The organism is Pseudomonas sp. Sample_20 (assembly GCF_004307585.1).
In the GTDB taxonomy this organism is placed as follows: Bacteria; Pseudomonadota; Gammaproteobacteria; order Pseudomonadales; family Pseudomonadaceae; genus Aquipseudomonas; species Aquipseudomonas atacamensis.
Genome location: NZ_RCOA01000012.1, coordinates 1 through 18,882 on the forward strand (window position 1 = coordinate 1; position 18,882 = coordinate 18,882).

The following is an 18,882-nucleotide window of genomic DNA, read 5'->3' on the forward strand; positions in this document are numbered from 1 at the left end:
GAAGGCGGCGGCACAGTCAACATCGTCATCGCCTGACACTGCGCTTTCGCGAGCAGGCTCGCTCCCACACGGGTCAGTGGAAATCGCGGCTCTGCACATGAATGCCATTGAGCAGCGGGCTCAGGTCGCTCATGCGCCCGGCGATCAAGTGACGCACATCGCCTTCGCGTTCCCAGCGGCCGTCGACCTTGAGCAATTGCGACCCCACCAGCACTTGGCGCTGACGCTCGGCCAGGTCACGCCAGACCACCACGTTGACGTTGCCGAACTCGTCTTCCAGGGTCACGAACGTCACCCCGCTGGCCGTACCGGGGCGCTGTCGGCCGGTGACCAGACCGGCCACGCTGACCGGCCGGCCATGTTCGATATCCATCAACTCGCGCGAACTGCGGCAACGCCGGGCCTGCAACTCGCCACGCAACAATGCCAACGGGTGCGGCCCCAGCGTCGTCCCCACCGTGGCGTAATCAGCATGCAAGTCTTCGCCAACGCTGGGTTTGGGCAGGACGATTTTGACTTCTTCCTCGTTGGGCAGGCCGGCGAACAGGCCGAGTTGTTTCTGCACCCCGGCCACTTCCCAACGCGCACGATGACGATGCCCGGCCAGACCGCGCAAAGCGCCGGAGTCTGCCAGCAAGGCCTGCGCACGACTGTCGAGGGCGGCGCGCTCACCCAGGTCAGCGACATCGGCAAACGCCCCGTGGCGGCGCGCGGCTTCGATGCGCCGCGCATCTTCTTCGCGAAACCCCTTGATCATGCGCAGGCCCATGCGAATTGCCGGTTGCCCGGCACTCAACGGTTCGAGGCTGCAATCCCAGTCGCTGGCGCGCACGTCCACCGGACGGATCTGCAATTGGTGCCGCCGCGCGTCCTGCAGAATCTGGTCCGGGCTGTAAAAGCCCATCGGCCAACTGTTGATCAGTGCACAGGCGAACGCCGCTGGCTCGTGACACTTGAGCCAGCAACTGGCGTAGGTCAGCAAGGCGAAACTGGCGGCGTGGGATTCGGGGAAGCCGTAACTGCCGAAGCCCTTGATCTGCTCGAAGATCTGCGCAGCGAATTCCGGTGTGTAGCCGTTCTTTTTCATGCCGGCGGCGAGGCGTTCCTTGTGCGGCTCCAGTCCGCCATGGCGCTTCCACGCCGCCATCGAGCGGCGCAACTGATCGGCCTCGCCGGGGCTATAGTCGGCAGCGACGATGGCGATCTGCATGACCTGTTCCTGGAACAACGGCACGCCCAGGGTTCTTTTGAGTACGACTTCGAGCGCCGGCGACGGATAGGTTTCCGCCTCTTCGTTATTACGTCGGCGCAGATACGGATGAACCATGCCGCCCTGAATCGGCCCGGGACGGACAATCGCCACTTCAATCACCAGATCGTAGAAGGTCTTTGGCTTCAGGCGCGGCAGCATCGACATCTGCGCCCGCGATTCGATCTGGAACACGCCGACGGTATCGGCGCGGCTGATCATTTCGTAGGTCGGTTTGTCTTCGGCGGGGATCGTCGCGAGCGTCAGGTTCAGATCACGATGCCGGCGCAGCAGATCGAAGCAGCGGCGAATCGCACTGAGCATGCCCAAGGCGAGGATATCCACCTTGAGCAGGCCGACCGCATCGAGGTCGTCCTTGTCCCACTGAATGATGGTGCGGTCGGCCATTGCCGCGTTTTCGACCGGCACCAAGGTGTCCAGCGGCTGCTCGGAGATCACAAATCCACCGGGATGCTGCGACAGATGCCGGGGGAAGCCAATCAGTTGCCCGGTCAGGCTCAGTACCCGGCGCAGCACCGGACTGTCCGGGTCGAAGCCGCCTTCACGCAAACGTTCCAGCGGCGGCGTCTCATCGCTCCAGCGCCCGCAGCAGTCGGCCAGCGCGTTGATCTGATCCGGCGGCAGGCCGAGGGCCTTGGCCACATCGCGCACGGCGCCGGTGGCGTGATAGGTGCTGACCACCGCCGTCAGCGCCGCACGTCGCCGGCCATAACGGTTGAACACGTATTGCAGGACTTCTTCGCGGCGCTCGTGCTCGAAATCGACATCGATATCCGGCGGCTCGTTGCGCTCTTTGGACATGAAGCGTTCGAACAATAGCGTGGTGCGCTCCGGGTCGATTTCGGTGATGCCCAAGGCATAACACACCGCCGAGTTGGCTGCCGAACCACGCCCCTGACAGAGGATTTTCTGTGTGCGGGCAAAGCGCACCACGTCGTGCACGGTGAGGAAGTAGCTTTCATAGCCGAGCTCAGCGATCAATTGCAACTCGTCATCGATCTGCTTGAGCACCTTGGCCTGAGGCCCTTTCGGCCAGCGCCAGGCAATGCCCTCCTCGGTCAGATGGCGCAACCAGGAACTGGCACTGTGCCCCTCGGGCACCAGCTCTTTCGGGTACTGATAGCGCAGCTCGCTCAGATCGAAGGTGCAGCGGCTGGCCAGTTTTAGCGACGCTTCGAGCAAGTCCGGCGGATACAGGGCGCGCAGCTCATCGAGGCAACGCAAATGCCGCTCGCCGTTGGGATGCAGGCGCAAACCCGCTTCGGCCACGGGGATGTGATGACGGATCGCGGTCATGGTGTCCTGCAAGGCACGGCGCCCCCGGGCATGCATGTGCACATCGCCGCTGGCCACGGCTGGAATCTGCAACTCAGCCGCCAGAGCCAACAATGCCGCAAGCCGCTGCTGATCGTTCTGCCCGCGATGCAGTTGCACCGTGAGCCACAGGCGGTCGCCGAAGGTTTGTTTCAGCCAGCGCCCTTCTTCCCGGTCATCCACTGAATCCGGCACCCACAACACCAGCAAACCCGGCAGCGCTTCGGCGAAGTCTTCGCGCAGCACCTGATACTGGCCTTTCTGCGTACGCCGCCGAGCCTGGGTGATCAAGCCGCACAAGGCCTGATAACCGGCAAGGTTTTCCACCAGAAGCACCAGTTTCGGGCCGTTGTCGATGCGTATCTCGCTGCCGATGATCAACGGCAACTCAACGGACTTCGCCGCTTGCCACGCACGAACGATGCCGGCCAGGGTACATTCGTCGGTGATCGCCAGCGCCTGATAGCCGTGCTTTTTCGCCCGCTGAAACAGTTCCAGCGCGCTCGAGGCTCCGCGCTGGAAACTGAAGTTCGACAGGCAATGCAGTTCGGCGTAATCGGCACTCATGCGAACCAGCCTTGCAGCCACAGCGGACCGCCCTCACCCACCGCCCGCCAGGCCCAGCCCTGCTGACCGGCGCGGTTCTGGATCAGGTAGTAATCACGCCGCACGTCGCCACCGTCCCACCAACCGGATTCGATGCGCTCAGGCCCCATGAGAATCCGCGCCGAACCTTCCGGCACGCTTTGCGGTTCGTTGAGCAGCCAGCCCGGACGCTGCACGCTGGGCAACCCCGTGCAAAGGTGTTTATCGGCAGCGTTCTGCCACGCGCACTCGGGGCGATGATCGGCCTGAAAGCGCAGCCCCTGCACCGCGTCATCACCCAGCCGTGCGCGCAGGCGTTCGCGCAATTGCTCCCAGGGCAAGGTCTGCTGCGGGCGGTCGTCGAACAGCTCCTGATATTGCGGAACGAAACTCGGCAGGTCTTCGGCGCGCAAGCGAAAACCACGCACCGGTGCCTCCACCTGAACTTGTTCCAGCCGGCCACGGGCCAGTTCGAAGAGCATCGCCGCGTCACGCTCGGCGCTGAGCAGGCCGACCTTGATCACTGTGTCCGGCAGCCCGGCGTGTTCCAGATGCAGGTCGAAACGCTGCACGCCACTGTCGCGCCCGCAGAGGAACGCCGACAAATCGCCGGTCAAGCGCCGTAACGGGAATAGCAAGGCTTGATGGGATTGCACGTCGAAATTCAGTTCGATGCGGATATCGAAACGGTCGGGCGGCAGATAGAACGCCAGCGCCAGAGGGCGTGCGCCGAACAGCGTGTCGAGGTGCTTGAGCATCTGCGCTTCGAAACGCCGGGCCAGTGCCTGGCGTGGAAGGCTTTGCACCTGACTGAGATTGCGCAGGCCCATGCGCGACAACGCCGTGGCGACATTCGGCTCCAGCCCGACGCGGTCGACCGGCAATTGCCCGAGATGATGCTGCAAGGCCTCGCCGTCCGGCACCACCAGGCCATCGTAGGCATTGGCCAGCACTCGCGCCGCCACCGGGTTCGGCGCGGCGACGATGCGATGACGAAAGCCCAGGTCTTTCAACTCCTGGCGCAGGCGAGCTTCAAATTGCGGCCAGGTACCGAACAGTCCGAGGCTGGATTCGATCTCGAACACCACGGTACGCGGGTAATGCACGCTGACTTGCGCGCTGAAACGGTAGGCCCATGCGGCGAGAAACTGCTGCCAGTGCTCGACCTCGGCCACCTCATAATCGGCGGTGGCAAAGCCTTTGCTCATGGCTTGCGCGGCGGTCATCGACATGCCAGGGCGCAGGCCGAGTTTGCGTGCCGCCGGATTAACCGCTTGCAGCACTCGCCGCTGGGCCGGGCCGCTGAGCAGGACCAGCGGCTCTTCAGGGTCGGGCCGCTGACGCAGCACGGCGTCGAGGGCCAATTGCGGAAACAGGATACATACCCAGCGCATGACAATCAGTGCCCCACGGCAAAGGCAATCGGCGTAGCACGCGCCAGGCCGCCACGGCATTTGAGTACGCGTAGCTGCGCCGGTTTGGCATCGATGGCTATGCGTAACGCTGCCGGTGACGGGTTGACCGCTTCGCTCAACGGGCGCCAGGCAAAGGCCAGGGTCTGGCCGGTTTCCGCCGCTACCTGCAAACGCCGCAAGGCTCGGTCATCGGCCTTGTTCGGCCAGCACAGCACCGCGCCGCAACTGCCCGAGCGCAGGCATTGCTCCGCCGCCCACAAGGCATCGCGCTCGCTGGCCTGAATCACCGACAACTGGCGCAGATCGACTCCGGCATTGGCCCAGGCCTGCGGGTACGGCACGAACGGCGGCGCCACCAACACGATGCGCTCACCGGCCGCGGACAATCGCGCCAGGGTTGGCCAGACCAGTTGTAGCTCGCCGACACCGGGGCCGGCGAGAAGGATTTCGCTCAGCGCCGCTTCCGGCCAGCCGCCGCTGGGCAGAGCTGCGTCCAGTCCCGCATGCCCGGTCGGCTGCGGACTCGCCGCCGGTGGCGCAGGCCTGCCGCGCCAGACCTGGCCGCCATTGAACAGCGTATCCAACGCAACGACGGCGCCCATCAGCCTTGCCTCACCAGACCACAGAACACGCCTTCGATGGCCAGATCCTGATCATCACGCACGACAATCGGCTTGTACGCCGGGTTACGCGGCAGCAGGCGCACTTCATCCCCGATCCGTTCGAAGCGTTTGATGGTGACTTCACCGTCCAGACGCGCAACGACGATCTGGCCGTTCAGCGCCTCGGGATTGCGCCGTACACCGACCAGATCGCCGTCGAGGATGCCGTCTTCGATCATCGAGTCGCCCTGCACCCGCAGCATGTAATCCGGGGTGCGGGAGAACAGCGCCGGGTCGAGCAGCAAACGGTTATGGATATCGACATCGGCGCCAATCGGTGCGCCGGCAGCCACGCGACCGAGTACGGGGATCTCCAGCAATTCCGGACGCGGTGGCTGACCGAGCAGGCGAATGCCCCGGGCCTGATGCGGATTGACCTCAATGAAACCGGCTTCGGTGAGCGCCAGCACATGCTTGCGCGCCACGCTGCGCGAGGCAAAACCAAAAGCCTCGCTGATTTCAGCGAGGCTTGGGGGCTGACCGTGCTCGGCGATGCGATCGCGGATAAAGGTCAGAATGGCGGTACGGCGGGGAGTCAGGTTCGTCATGGAGTACATTTGTACTCCTGTGGGAATTTCCTGACAAGAACCGCCAGTCGGCGCAAGCCGACGCAGGCAGCTGCAATCGGATCAATCTGTCTGATCGTTCCCACGCTCTGCGTGGGAATGCCTCAAGGGACGCTCCGCGTCCAGTGACGCGGAGCGTCACGGGCTGCATTCCCACGCGGAGCGTGGGAACGATCATCGGATAAGGTCAGGAAGCCAGTTGCGCCAGGTACTCCCACGGGTAAATCCCGCGTTGATGGCCATCGCTGAACACCAGTTGCACACCATACCCCTGCGGATTGACCTCGATCAGGCGCACGCGATCATCAACCAGCGGCGTGACACCGCGCAGGCGAAATGCGCGGCATTGCGAGCATGGGCATTGCCGGCGCAGATCGGCATGCGTGAGCAACGATTCGCGCCCGTCCGGCCAGCTCAGGCGCAACGTGCGTGCACTCTGCGAGTTGCCCACCGACAGTGGGTTCATTGCAACTGACTCAACGCGATGCGCACGGCTTTGCGCACTTCCGGGTCGCCGTCGTCCTGCGCTGCCTGCAACGCGGCCACGGCGCCGCGATCGTTCAATTCACCGAGGGCCAGCGCGGCTTCCTTGCGCAGATTGCTGATGCGGTGGCCGAGGGTGTCGATCAGCGCGTCCAGCGCCGGGACGAAGCGCAAGCGGCCGAGGCTGCGAGTGGCGCGCAAGCGCACTTGCCAGTAATCATCGCTCAGCGCTTCGACCAAGGCCGGGCCGGCGTCGCTGTGGCCAACCTTGCCCAGTGTCGTCGCGGCTTCTTCGCGCACTTGCCAGGCCTGATCTTGCAAAGCCTGGCGCAACGCCGGCAATACTTCGGCGCCACTGGCCAGACCCAGCGCACCCGTCGCGGCGCGGCGCACTTCGGTGTCCGGGTCGTCGCTGGCCAGTTGCGCCAGGGCTGGCAGCGCCTCGATCTGTTTGAGCCAGCCGAGCACACCGACCGCTTCGCGACGGACATTGCCATCGGCGTCCACCAACGCGGCGACGGCAGCCGGCGCGGCCTCGGCGAAGCGCAATTCGCGTAACGCCCGAAAGGCGGCGATGCGCACACTGACATCGGCATGTTCGGTCCACGGCAGAATCACGCGCCCCGCCGCTGCAGTCTTGAGCAGGCTCAGGCTTTGCGCCGCTGCCGATTGCACAGCGGGCGACGGATCCGTCAGCGCTTCGCACAAGGCTTGCACGACCGCTTCATCCTCCCACGCTTCGAGCAATCGTGCGGCTTCAGCGCGAACGTCCTCGGCGGGATCCTGCCGGAGTCGATCAACCAGCCAGAGCAAACCATCCGGCTCCTCCAGATCGGCCAGATCAATCAGGGCAATGCGCCGCACGCCAGCGTCTTCAGCCGTCAGGCGCGGTTGCAGGGCGAGGATGTCTTCGTTGTCGGTCACAGCAAAAATAGAGGTCATAGGGCAAATCGCGGCAAAGGGGTTTCAGGAGGCAGGCCGAGCGGATTGAGGCGCGGCAGCGGTCGGTCGTTGTCGTGGCGCAGCAGGTCGAGGCAATGGCGTTTCAGTCGAGCGAACTCGGGGCTGGTCACCAGTTCGCTGGTACGCGGGCGTGGAAAGTCCAGACGCAGGTCTTCGATGATTCGCCCTGGTCGCGCGCTCATTACCAGCAAGCGATCGGCTAGAAACAGCGCCTCGTCGATGTCATGGGTGACGAAAACCACGGTGGTGCGGATGCGCGTCCAGATGTCCAACAGCAGTTCCTGCATGTTCAAGCGGGTCAGCGCATCCAGCGCGCCGAACGGCTCGTCCATCAGCAACAGGCGCGGTCGATTGACCAGCACCCGTGCGATCTCCACCCGCTGCTGCATGCCACCGGAGAGCTGATCCGGCCAGCGCTCGGCAAAGCCTTCGAGGCCGACCAGTTTGAGGATTTCATCAGCCGCGCGATGCCGCTCAGCCTTGCCGACGCCGCGCATCTTCAGGCCGAAGGCGACGTTGTCGCGCACCGTACGCCACGGGAACAGCGTGTGGTGCTGAAACACCATGCCGCGCTGCGGCGACGGGCCGGCCACCGCGCTGCCGTCGACTTTCAAGCTGCCGGTACTGGCATTCAAGTGTCCGGCCAGGGCGCCGAGCAAGGTCGACTTGCCGCAACCGGAGGGGCCGAGAATGCACACGAACTGGCCGGATTCGATCTGGCAATCGAGGCCCTGCACCGCTTCGAAGGCTTCGCGGCCCTGGCCGAGGACGATGGACAACTGGCGAATGTCGATCCGCCCTGCCGGGGTTTGCATCACGCTCATCAGGCTTTGCCTCGCGGTCGATGCCAAGGCGTGAACAAGCCGCCCAGGCGTTTGATCAGCCAACTGCTGCCCATGCCCAACACGCCGATCAGGAGCATGCCGACGACAATGTCGGCGTAGTTCTGAATGGTGTAGGACTCCCAGGTGTAGTAACCGATGCCGAACTGCCCGGAGATCATTTCCGCGGTCACCAGACAGAACCACGAAGTGCCCATGCCGATCGCAAGGCCAGTGATGATGCTCGGCGCAGCGCCCGGGAGGATTACTTCCAGCAGAATCGCCCGGCGCCCTGCTCCGAGGCTTTTTGCAGAGGCGATCAGGCGTGGATCGACGCCTTCGACGCCGTGCACGGTGTTGAGCAGGATCGGGAACAGCGCGCCGGTGAAGGTGATAAAGACCATCGACAATTCCGAGGATGGAAACATCAGGATCGCCAGCGGAATCCACGCCACGGCGGGGATCGGGCGCAGGACTTCCAGTGGCGGCAGCAGAATGTCTTCGGCCCATTTCGACCGGCCGATGGCCAGGCCCAGGGCGATGCCGAGGATCAACGCCGCCACGTAACCGGCGAAGACCCGGCCGAGGCTGCTGCTCAGGTGCTGCCAGAGTTTGCCCGAGTCGCCCAGGCCCAGCGCGGCTTCGATCACCGCCAGTGGCGTCGGCACGTTGGCAAAGGTGACCAGGCCGAGGTTCCAGTGATGGCTGGCGGCGAGTTGCCAGAAGAGCAGGCAGAGCAGCAGTGAGGCGGCTTTTGATGTCCAGCGCAACGGTGTTTTCATAGTCCGGTTTCCAGTTCGGGTTCTGTGTGATGGCTGAGATTTACCCCCTCACCCCAGCCCTCTCCCCCAGGGGGGCGAGGGGGAAAGGGAGCCGATTTGCGTGCTTTTCACGACCTGAGTTCGACTCGGTACTTCACGTCGGCGTATCTCTCACCAACAACTCGGTCAGTCCCCTCTCCCTTCGGGAGAGGGTTAGGGTGAGGGGCTTTTGATCTTCAGCGCGCAGCAACAACCTGCGCAGTGGCATCGCTAAAGTCGAACACCTTGCCGCCCTGCGCCGCAGCGTATTGCTGGGCCTGGCCCTTGAGCAGAAATGCGCTGAGGCGACCCTTGGCATCGCTGGCAAACCACGCCTGTTCAGCGAGCAACTTGATCCCGCTGTCACTGGCCTGCGCATACACCGCACGAATGTTCTTGCCCTCCTGTTTCAACCCTGCCAACGCGGTGAAGGCCGCTTCAGCCGAGCCATAACGGCGGACTTTTTCCTCGCCACGCACCCAGATTTCCGCGACATGGCTGACGTCGGTGATGGCTTTGCCCGTCGCCGCATCCACACCCGGCACCGGCGTCTGCGCGTAGTTGGCCAGTTGCGCGGTGTAATCGAGGTTCGCAGCCTTGAAGGCGGCGCGGATGTACTGGTCGTCGATGAAGCTGTTCAGGTCGAGCCCGCGATCGGCTTTCTTCAGCAGCTTCAGGGTATCGATGGCGGTACCGACGGCCTGGCGATATTCAGGCTTCCAGCTCAGGTCACGGGTCTGTACGCCGAGCGGGCCGTGGAACAGGTAGTTGACCTCGGCATCGACCCCGGTGACTTTGGCGATCAGTTCGCTGTACTTCTCCGGTTCGGCGGCGAGCAGTTGGTTGGCTTCGATGCTCGCACGCAGGTAGGCGACGACGATTTCCGGGTACTTTCTGGCGTAGGCCTGATCGACCAATGCGCCATGGAAAGTCGGTGCGTTGGCCTGGGCGCCGTCATAGATCTTGCGGGCGAAACCACGGCTCGGGAATAGCTCGGCGAAGGGCACGAAATCGGCGTGGGCGTCGATCTTGCCGGCCTGCAATGCCGAGCCGGCGACTTCCGGTGGCTGGGCGATGATGTTGACATCCTTGAGCGGGTCCCAGCCCTGCTCTGCCACGGCGCGCAGCAACATGCCGTGAGCCGTCGAGGCGAACGGCACCGAAATGGTCTTGCCCTTGAGTTCGCTCAGGCTTTGCACCGACGAAGCGCTCGGCACGACGATGCCGTTGCCGCTGCCCTTGATGCTGCCCGACAGCACGCTGATGAACAGGCTGTGCTTGCCCGCCGTTTCGAATGCCACGCCGTTGAACGCACCGGGGAAATCGGCCATGGCGCCAAAGTCGAGCTTGCCGGCGACCATCTCGTTGGTCAGCGGCGCGCCACTGGTGAAATTCTTCCATTGCACGTCGTACTTCGCATCTTTGTAGGCGCCATCGTGGGGCAGGTATTTTTCCAGCAGACCCAGTTCCCTGATCAACAGGCCACCGGCGGCGCAGTTGATGGTGGTGTCCTGAGTGCCGATGGCGATGCGGATGGTTTCGGCCGAGGCCGACAAGGTGAATGAAGCCAGGACCAGCCCAGCGAGTGCTGCACGCAACATGAGTGTTTCCCCTCGAATCATTGGTTTGAAGTTCGTCTCCGCCGCGATCGGGGCGCGGTGGGAAACGAGGGGTGTTTTGCACTTCAGCGTCCGGGGTTCACCGGATGGCTATTGGATAATCACAATTGCAATGTGGGAGCGAGCCTGCTCGCGAAGGCGGCGGGTCAGTCACCATCATTGTTGAATGAGTGATTGCTTTCGCGAGCAGGCTCGCTCCCACAATGGATTTGGGGTCAACGCAACAAATAGGGGATGTCGACCTTCACCGCCCCCGTCGGGCAATCCTTCTCACACGGCATGCAGTACCAGCATTCATCGAACGCCATGTAGGCCTTTTGCGTGGCCGGGTTGATCGCCAGCAGGTCCATCGGGCAGACGTCGACGCACACGGTGCAGCCCTTTTCGGCGATGCATTTGTCCTCGTCGACGGTGACCGGCGCGTTGGAGCGGAAGAAGATTTCCTGAGCTTGATAAGCCATGGTTCGGACTCTCTTTCTAGTGATGCATCAAGCGGCGCAGGCGCCGACCCGCAGGCGGTCGTAAGCCTGCATTTCGTCGGCGTCGAGCGGGATGATGTAAGGCTCGACGGCTTTCTTGAAACTGGTCATGCGCCCGTCCTCGCCCTTCTTCAGATGGCAATGGCAGAACCACTCGGCGTCGTTGCGTTGCGGGTGATCGACGCGATAGTGGTACAAGCCCCAGCGGCTTTCGGCGCGGAACAACGACGCGCGGGCGGCCATTTCGGCGCAATCGCGGATCACGCTGGTTTCCATCGCTCGCATCAGTTCGTGAGCGTTGTTGGCTTTCATCTGCTCGAGATCGCGCTCGATGTCGCTGAAGCGTTGCAGGCCGATCTGCATTTTTTTGGTCACTTTCGGCGGTTGCAGGTAGTCGTTGACGAAGCGCCGCAGCTTGTACTCGACCTGCGCCGGCGGCAGACCGTCCTGACGATCGAGCGGCGCGTAGACCCGGGCCTGTTCCTTGACGATCTGCTCGCTGTCCAGTGCGGAAAACTCGCGGCCGGCGACAAATTCCGCGGCGTTGTGCCCGGCGAACCAGCCGTAAGTGAACGCGCCGAGCATGTAATTGTGCGGCACCGCAGCCATGTCGCCGGCCGAATACAAGCCTTTGACTGAAGTCTCGGCACGCTCGTTGACCCACACGCCGGACGCCGAGTGGCCGCTGCAAAAACCGATTTCCGAAATGTGCATTTCGACCATCTGCGTACGGTAGTCAGTGCCGCGATTGGCGTGGAACTGGCCACGGCTCGGACGCTCGTTGCTGTGCAGGATTTCCTCGATGTTCTGGATGGTTTCCTCGGCCAGGTGATCGAGTTTAAGGAACACCGGGCCGTTGCCGCTTTCCAGTTCCTGGTGAAATTCCCACATCATTTGCCCGCTCCAGTAGTCGCACTCGATGAAGCGTTCACCCTTGTTGTTGGCGGTGTAGCCACCCAGCGGGCCGGTGACGTAGGCGCAGGCCGGACCGTTGTAGTCCTTGATCAGCGGGTTGATCTGGAAGCACTCGAGATTGGCCAGTTCGGCACCGGCGTGATAGGCCATCGCGTAGCCGTCACCGGCATTGGTCGGGTTTTCGTAGGTGCCCATCAGGTAGCCCGACGACGGCAGACCGAGGCGTCCGGCCGCGCCGCAGGCGAGAATCACTGCTTTGGCCTTGATCACATGGAAGTCGGCGGTGCGGCAATCGAAGCCCATCACACCGTTGACCGCGCCCTCCTCGTCGGTCAGCAAACGCGTGCAGACCAGGCGATTGGTGATGCTCACCCGCGCACGTTTCAACTGCCGATACAGGACTTTCTTGATGTCGTGCCCTTCCGGCATCGGCAGCACATAGGCGCCCATGTGGTGGACCTTTTTCACCGCGTAGTCACCGGTTTCGTCCTTCTCGAACTTCACGCCCCAGCGGTCGAGTTGTTCGATGGTTTCAAAACTGTGCGTCGCATAGGTGTAGACCGCCGCCTGATTGACGATGCCGTCATTGGCGATGGTGATTTCCTTGGTGTACTGCTCCGGCGTCGAGTGGCCGGGAATGATGGCGTTGTTCAGGCCGTCCATGCCCATGCTGATCGCGCCGCTGCGTTTGACGTTGGCCTTGTCGACCAGCAAAACGCGCAAATCGCGGTTCTTCTCTTTGGCCTTTATCGCCGCCATCGGCCCGGCCGTACCGCCGCCAATCACGACGATGTCGTATTCCTGCTCTAGAACGTTGCGGGTCATGCCTGCTCCCCTTTTTGCCGGTCGATCCGCAGGCGGTACTGGAACGCATCGCCACGGTAATAAAGGTGTTCGAAGTCCAGCGGCTGGCCTTGGGCATCGTAGGTCAAGCGCTCGATGCGCATGATCGGCGAGCCCGCTTCGACGGCGAGTGCCTGGGTCAGGTCGCTGTCGGCCAGCACTGCGTCGATGGCCAGATCGGCGTGGCCGAGGGCGATGCCGCAGTCGTTTTCGAGGATCAGAAAGATGTCGCGGGTGACCAGATCAGCCTTCTCCAGTCGCTCACCGACCGTTTTAGGCAGGTAGGTGATTTCCAGCGAGATCGGCTCGCGATTGATCAGCCGTACGCGTTTGATCTGCGCGACGATTTCACCTTCGGCCACCTGCAGACGCTCGGCGACACGCTTGTCGGCCGGAATGAATTTGAAACTGCGCAGGCGGTTGATCACCTCGTAGCCGCGCCCGGTCATCGACTCGGCGAGGCCTTGCAGGCTGCTGACGTTCTGAAAGGTTTTCGGCTTGGCGACGAAGGTGCCCTTGCCGTGGATCTTGAAGATCAGTCCTTCCTTTTGCAGATCACCGAGTGCCTGGCGCACGGTGATGCGGCTGACTTTGAACAGCGCGCCCAGTTCGCTTTCGGAAGGCATCTGACTGTCTTGCGGGTATTCACCGTCGAGAATCCGCGCACGCAGGACGTCGCGCAGTTGGGTGTGCAGCGGAACGCTACTGAGGGAGAGAACGTTATCGGTCATCACGGGATCACTTGTTATAACGAGTTATGACGTGATCTTAGAGATGTGATGCCGAGGTTGAGAAATATTGTTTGGGCATAACCTTAGATGCGTGTTGCGCCAGAAGACCTGTGGGAGCGAGCCTGCTCGCGAAAGCGGTGTGTCAGTCACCCAAGATACTGACTGACAGAATGCTTTCGCGAGCAGGCTCGCTCCCACAGGGGATCGTGAGCTATTCAGCGTTTGAGTATCCGGTCCATGACCCAATCGGTCTTGACGGCTTGCTCGGCCACGGCGGGATGCTGTGAATCACCACGAATATGCGCATTCATCCCCAGCACGTGATGCCACTGGACATGCTCATGGTGGGCAATTTCCAGGCTGATCTGCTCGTCGGCAAACAGCTGCACCGGATGCTCGTCAAACACCGAAAACCCGATGCGCCCCTTGCTGCCGATGATCTCGACCCGATCCTCACGCCGGTCCGCAACAAAGTTCCAGCAGCCCATGCCCAGCGCTCCGGAAGCGAACCGCCAAGTGGCGCTGACCGCATCTTCCGCCGCGTACAGACCCGCCTGACGCGCGGTGAAACCGGCGACTTCAACGATGTCGCCAAGCAGATACTGGAACAGGTCCAGGCCATGGCTGGCCAGGTCGGCAAAGTAGCCGCCGCCCGCCACCGCCGGGTCGGTGCGCCAATTATCGCGACCCTCAAGATCAGCCGGCGACGGCGCTTTGGTCAGCGTCCAGCTCAGATGCCGGACATCGCCGATGCGACCCTCCTCCAGCCATTGCCGCACCTGGGCGAAGCGCGGCAGCGAGCGGCGGTAATACGAGACGAACAAGTGCAGACCGGCAGCGGCAAACGCTTGCTGCATCTCGCGGCTTTGCCCGGCGTTGAGCGCCATGGGCTTTTCCACGCAGCAATGCTTGCCGGCGGCGGCGACTTTCAGGCTGTAGGCATGGTGGCTGTCGGGCGGTGTGGCGATGTACACCGCGTCCACTTCGGGATCGTTGATCAGCGCATCGACATCGGTATAGACGCGGCTGATACCGTGGCGCGAAGCGTAATCGGTGACGGCTTCGAGGCGTCGACCCATCACCGCGACCAGCGCCGAACCGGGCGCCTTGTAAAAGGCCGGTCCGCTCTTGCGTTCAGCGACACTGCCGCAACCGATCATGCCCCAGCGCACCACGTTCATAGGCAGTCCTCAGCCGATGCGCAGCGCGCGCAGATCAAGGCGTCCGTCCTTGAGCGGCGGGCACCAGTAGTAGCCGCCGGTGATTGGCCGGCTGATCTGGTACAAGCCATCGGCAATACCGTCCTCCAGGCCGCTCATGCGCCGCAGCTGCGCTTCGAAGGCATCCAGCGAAAAGCCGAAGGCGAGGAACATCAAACCGGCACGATCGCCTTCAATCCATGGCATCGAGCGGCGCACGACGAACGCTTCCGGCGTGAAGCTCTCTTGCGCGGTGCGTTTGACGTGGGCGGAGATCGGCGCGTCGTCGATTTCTTCGTTATCGCTCAAGCGCCGTCCCATGATGTCGTCCTTGGCCCCTGCAGACAGGCGATGAAAACCCTTGAGGTCGTGCTGCCACTGCTGGATCGCGGCGAAGCTGCCACCGACCAGCCCGTCCGCGCCACTGCTCAGCAGCGCGGCGGCGACAGCGGCGTCATCGTGGGGGTTTTCCGTGCCGTCCTCGTACCCGGTAAGGTCGTGGCCGTCCATATGACGGAAGGCTTCCTGCATTTCGACCAGACGCAAGGCCGGGGCCAGCGCGGCTTCGATAGCGTTGCAACGGTTGAGCAGTTCACCCCGGTCAACACCATGCAGCCAGATCCACAGGGCATGCTGGGTCGACGGGTTGTTCACGCCAACGCCGGTCAGCGCCGGGAAGCTGCGCAGGCCAGCGATTTCGACATTCAGCGCCTTGGTCAACGACTCACCAAAGCCAACCACCGCCGACTTGCCATCCACCAGCATCAGCAGGCTGTCGATCGCTTGCGGCAAGGCTTCAACCGACGCCAGGGCGAAAAACAGATGACGTGCTTGCGCAGGAACAGGGGTAGCGAGAATGCCCGGCTGGTAGTAACTCATGTGAACTCCTTGAAAAAGTGCGCGGAGTTTACCTGTAGCCGGATCGTTTGTGTGGGTGGCGAGAGCGTCGTCGTTCAGCGTTCAACGCCTTCGATCAACGCCCTCAAAGCCAGCGCATCGGCGGTGGCGGCACCGCTGGCGGTGTTGTCGAAGATGCACCAGATGTCTCTGCCGTCGGCCTTCGCGCGCCGCAGGTTCTGAGCAAGCTGTTGCAGATAGGCCGCTTCATAAGCGCTGTGATAAATCCGTGGCGAGCCGTGCAGGCGCCAATACTGCAGGCCTTGCCAGCCACCCGGTGCGGTGTCGGTGCTGATCCGCGAGGGATCGACCACCGCCTGGGCAATCTGCAGCTCCATTAGCATTGCCTCAGCCTCAGTCCACGATTCGTGTCGCGGTTCCAGCACCACACTGCCTTTGAACCGCTCGCGCAGGGCACGAAAAAACGCCTCGGCCACCGGCGCATCGAACGCAAGTTTCGGTGGCAACTGCACCAGCAGGCAGCCGAGTCGATCACCCAGGCCCTGGCACTGTCCGAGAAGCTCATCGAGCGCGGCCGCGCTGTCCGCCAGCCGCTGTTCATGGGTGATGAGCTTCGGCACTTTCACTGCGAAGCGAAAGTCCGGCGCTACCGAGTCGGCCCAGCGTTCGTAGGTCTGGCGCCGATGCGGGCGGTAGAACGAGCTGTTGATCTCCACACAGTTGAAGCGCGCGGCGTAGCGTTGCAGGTGCGTGCCCTCGGCGGGGAATGCCGGCCAGTGCTCGCGCCCGAGACTCCAGCCGGCGCAACCGATGTAGATGGTTGACTCGTTCAAGCGCACACCGTCATTTCTTCCCGGGCAATACGGCGCCGAGCACCTGCTTGGCAGTCTGCACAATCACCCCGGCTTCATCCGGATCACCCTTGAGCAGGGTCGTGGCGAACTTCTTCGCTTGCTCAAGCTTGATGTGCGGCGGCAGCGGCGGCACGTTCGGGTCGGTTTTGAACTCAATCAGCACCGGCACTTCCGAGGCGAGTGCCTGTTCCCACGCAGCGGCGACCTCTTCCTCGCGATCAACGAAAATGCCCTTGAGGCCGATGGAAATCGCGAACAGGTGATACGGCACATCAGGAATGCTCTGCGACGCTTCGAATTTGGGATCGCCCTCCATCACCCGCTGCTCCCAGGTCACCTGGTTGAGGTCTTCATTGTTGAACACCGCGCAGATCCATTTCGGGCTCTGCCATTGCCGCCAGTATTTGGCGACAGTGATCAGCTCGGCCATGTTGTTCATCTGCATCGCGCCATCGCCGACCAGGGCAATGACCGGGCGCTCCGGGAAGGCGAACTTGGCCGCGATCGCGTAGGGCACCGCCGCGCCCATCGAGGCCAGGCCACCGGACAGTGAGCATTTCATGCCGCGACGGATTTTCAGGTCACGGGCGAACCAGTTGGCGCAAGAGCCGGAGTCGCTGGTGATAATTGCCTGCTCAGGCAAGCGCGGTGACAACTCGTAGACCACTCGTTGCGGGTTGACCGGATCGGCTTTGGCCATGGCGCGTTTTTCCAGGGTTTTCTCCCAGCTGCTGCGCCAGCCTTCGATCTTCTTGCGCCATTTGTTCGAGTTTTTCTGTTCCAGCAAGGGCAGCAACGCGGCGAGGGTTTCCGCTGAATCGCCGACCAGATTGACCTCCATCGGATAACGCAGGCTGAGCATGTCCGGCTGCAAGTCGATCTGCACGCCGCGCGCCTGGCCTTCCTTGGGCAGAAACTCGGAATACGGGAAGCCCGAACCGATCATCAGCAAGGTGTCGCACTCGCTCATCAGCTTGTAGCTGGGCTCGGTGCCGAGCAGGCCGATGCTGCCGGTGACCCACTGCAAATCGTCAGGCAATGCGGCTTTGCCCAACAACGCCTTGGCGACGCCCGCGCCGAGTTTTTCCGCCACGGCGATGACCAGATCGGTCGCCTCCAGCGCGCCGGCACCGACCAGAATCGCGACTTTCTCGCCGCTGTTCAGTACCTCGGCGGCGCGTTGCAGATCGGCTGCATAAGGAACGACTTTCGGCTTGCTGTAGCCGACGCCGGAATGCGCGGTGCCATGGGCGCGCGCCGGTTGTTCGTAAGGCAGATCCTGCAAGTCATTGGGCAGAATCAGCGCGGTGACGCGGCGCTCGCCGACCGCAGTGCGCACCGCGCGATCAAGCAGATGGCGCACTTGCGACGGCGCCGAAGCCTGCTGCACAAACGCACCGGCGACATCCTTGAACATCGACACCAGATCCAGTTCCTGCTGGTAGTGACTGCCCAGCGCCGTGCGCGCCTGCTGACCGACAATGGCCAGCACCGGCATGTGGTCCATGCGCGCATCGTAGAGGCCGGTGATCAGGTGCGAAGCGCCGGGGCCGGAAGTGGCGATGCACACGCCCAGCTCGCCGGTGAACTTGGCGTGGGCCGAGGCCATGAACGCGGCCATTTCCTCGTGCCGTGCCTGAACGAATTCGATCTTGCCTTTGGCCCGGCTCATGGCGCCGAAAACGCCGTTGATGCCATCCCCCGGATAGCCAAAAATCCGCGTCACGCCCCATTCGCTGAGCCGCTCAACCAGAAAATCACCTACTGTCATCGTCATTTTGACCCTCGCCATTTACCGCTGCATGGACATGTAAGGGTCTGGACAGCCCGCTGCGCGATGAAGTTTCGCTGGATTTTCCGGGCATCAACATCGGCGCCGTGTTTGCGCGGCAATGATTTTTTGAGGCATGCGCCCTGCTCTGTGGTCGATTGAGGAATGATCGAAGGAGGATGGGCCATGACTGAAGTACAAACCCTGCTGCTTCAACGCAATGACTGGGTGCCGAACAATCCGCGTCTGCCAGTGCTGATCTACCGCAGCGCGATTGCCGTTGAAGGCGACGATCCGGCGGCGCGCTTCGAGCAGACCTTCGGCGCCAATGGCTGGCCGGCGCAGTGGCGCTACGGCATTTATGACTATCACCACTATCACACTGAAGGCCACGAAGTGCTTGGCGTGGCGGCCGGTCAGGCACGGTTGATGTTGGGCGGGCCTGATGGGCAAGTCGTCGACGTCTGCGCTGGGGATGTGTTGTTGCTGCCGGCCGGGACCGGGCACTGCAATCTGGGCTCGAGCGAGGACTTTCTGGTGGTGGGTGCTTATCCGCCGGGGCAGCAGGCGGATATTTGCCGGGCCGCGCCGAGTGATGCGCAGTTGGCGCGGATCGAGGGGCTGGCGTTTCCTGAGACAGATCCGGTGCAGGGAGTCGGGGGTGCGGTTGGGCGGTATTGGAGCCATTAGGCGCGGCGACACTGCCGACGCTTCGCGAGCAGGCTCGCTCCCAC

At 62.8% G+C, this 18,882-nt stretch carries 17 protein-coding genes; 1 reads left to right on the forward strand and 16 read right to left on the reverse strand.

Going from position 1 to position 18,882, the window contains the following annotated elements; translation table 11 throughout:
• Positions 1-73 precede the first annotated feature (73 nt).
• The 16 genes from D8U70_RS01625 to D8U70_RS01705 form a co-directional block, all read right to left on the reverse strand.
• Entirely contained in the window at positions 74-3,151 is a 3,078-nt protein-coding gene (locus D8U70_RS01625) for an error-prone DNA polymerase (protein WP_130928166.1), read from the reverse strand.
• Positions 3,148-4,563 carry a DNA polymerase Y family protein gene (locus D8U70_RS01630; protein ID WP_130928167.1) on the reverse strand — a complete coding sequence of 472 codons (1,416 nt, stop codon included), beginning with the start codon at positions 4,561-4,563 and terminating at the stop codon, positions 3,148-3,150. Before D8U70_RS01630 ends, D8U70_RS01625 begins: the two co-directional genes overlap by 4 nt.
• 5 nt (positions 4,564-4,568) lie before the next feature.
• Positions 4,569-5,186 (reverse strand): translesion DNA synthesis-associated protein ImuA, encoded by a 618-nt coding sequence (gene imuA / locus D8U70_RS01635; protein ID WP_024012713.1) that lies wholly within the window; start codon positions 5,184-5,186, stop codon positions 4,569-4,571.
• Positions 5,186-5,803, reverse strand: coding sequence for a transcriptional repressor LexA (gene lexA / locus D8U70_RS01640; protein ID WP_130928168.1), 618 nt, complete (start codon positions 5,801-5,803; stop codon positions 5,186-5,188). The genes imuA and lexA overlap by 1 nt, the downstream gene beginning before the upstream one ends.
• 196 nt (positions 5,804-5,999) lie before the next feature.
• Positions 6,000-6,278 carry a DUF971 domain-containing protein gene (locus tag D8U70_RS01645; RefSeq protein WP_110599320.1) on the reverse strand — a complete coding sequence of 93 codons (279 nt, stop codon included), beginning with the start codon at positions 6,276-6,278 and terminating at the stop codon, positions 6,000-6,002.
• The gene (locus D8U70_RS01650; RefSeq protein ID WP_130928169.1) at positions 6,275-7,237 is read right to left on the reverse strand and encodes a HEAT repeat domain-containing protein; all 963 of its coding nucleotides are present in this window, start codon (positions 7,235-7,237) and stop codon (positions 6,275-6,277) included. Before D8U70_RS01650 ends, D8U70_RS01645 begins: the two co-directional genes overlap by 4 nt.
• On the reverse strand, positions 7,234-8,082 hold the full coding sequence (locus D8U70_RS01655; RefSeq protein ID WP_130928170.1) for an ABC transporter ATP-binding protein: 849 nt from the start codon (positions 8,080-8,082) through the stop codon (positions 7,234-7,236). Before D8U70_RS01655 ends, D8U70_RS01650 begins: the two co-directional genes overlap by 4 nt.
• Complete coding sequence (locus D8U70_RS01660; protein WP_073474840.1) at positions 8,082-8,861, reverse strand: ABC transporter permease; 780 nt, start codon at positions 8,859-8,861, stop codon at positions 8,082-8,084. Before D8U70_RS01660 ends, D8U70_RS01655 begins: the two co-directional genes overlap by 1 nt.
• A 215-nt stretch (positions 8,862-9,076) precedes the next feature.
• On the reverse strand, positions 9,077-10,501 hold the full coding sequence (locus D8U70_RS01665; RefSeq protein ID WP_177433931.1) for an ABC transporter substrate-binding protein: 1,425 nt from the start codon (positions 10,499-10,501) through the stop codon (positions 9,077-9,079).
• 212 nt (positions 10,502-10,713) lie between these two features.
• Positions 10,714-10,959: a ferredoxin family protein gene (locus D8U70_RS01670; protein WP_003225615.1), complete on the reverse strand. Its 246-nt coding sequence runs from the start codon at positions 10,957-10,959 to the stop codon at positions 10,714-10,716.
• 27 nt (positions 10,960-10,986) lie between these two features.
• The gene (locus tag D8U70_RS01675; RefSeq protein ID WP_130928172.1) at positions 10,987-12,717 is read right to left on the reverse strand and encodes a fumarate reductase/succinate dehydrogenase flavoprotein subunit; all 1,731 of its coding nucleotides are present in this window, start codon (positions 12,715-12,717) and stop codon (positions 10,987-10,989) included.
• Positions 12,714-13,466 carry a GntR family transcriptional regulator gene (locus tag D8U70_RS01680; protein WP_130928173.1) on the reverse strand — a complete coding sequence of 251 codons (753 nt, stop codon included), beginning with the start codon at positions 13,464-13,466 and terminating at the stop codon, positions 12,714-12,716. Before D8U70_RS01680 ends, D8U70_RS01675 begins: the two co-directional genes overlap by 4 nt.
• 215 nt (positions 13,467-13,681) lie before the next feature.
• Complete coding sequence (locus D8U70_RS01690; RefSeq protein ID WP_130928174.1) at positions 13,682-14,647, reverse strand: Gfo/Idh/MocA family oxidoreductase; 966 nt, start codon at positions 14,645-14,647, stop codon at positions 13,682-13,684.
• Between the two features lie 9 nt (positions 14,648-14,656).
• Positions 14,657-15,544 (reverse strand): Dyp-type peroxidase, encoded by an 888-nt coding sequence (locus D8U70_RS01695; RefSeq protein WP_130928175.1) that lies wholly within the window; start codon positions 15,542-15,544, stop codon positions 14,657-14,659.
• 74 nt (positions 15,545-15,618) lie between these two features.
• Positions 15,619-16,356, reverse strand: a complete 738-nt coding sequence (locus D8U70_RS01700) for a DUF72 domain-containing protein (protein WP_177433932.1) — start codon at positions 16,354-16,356, stop codon at positions 15,619-15,621.
• Positions 16,357-16,366: 10 nt separating this feature from the next.
• On the reverse strand, positions 16,367-18,154 hold the full coding sequence (locus tag D8U70_RS01705; protein ID WP_130928176.1) for a thiamine pyrophosphate-requiring protein: 1,788 nt from the start codon (positions 18,152-18,154) through the stop codon (positions 16,367-16,369).
• 180 nt (positions 18,155-18,334) lie between these two features.
• Between D8U70_RS01705 and D8U70_RS01710 the strand changes: the two genes are divergently transcribed.
• Positions 18,335-18,838, forward strand: a complete 504-nt coding sequence (locus D8U70_RS01710; RefSeq protein ID WP_130928177.1) for a cupin — start codon at positions 18,335-18,337, stop codon at positions 18,836-18,838.
• Positions 18,839-18,882: the final 44 nt, after the last annotated feature.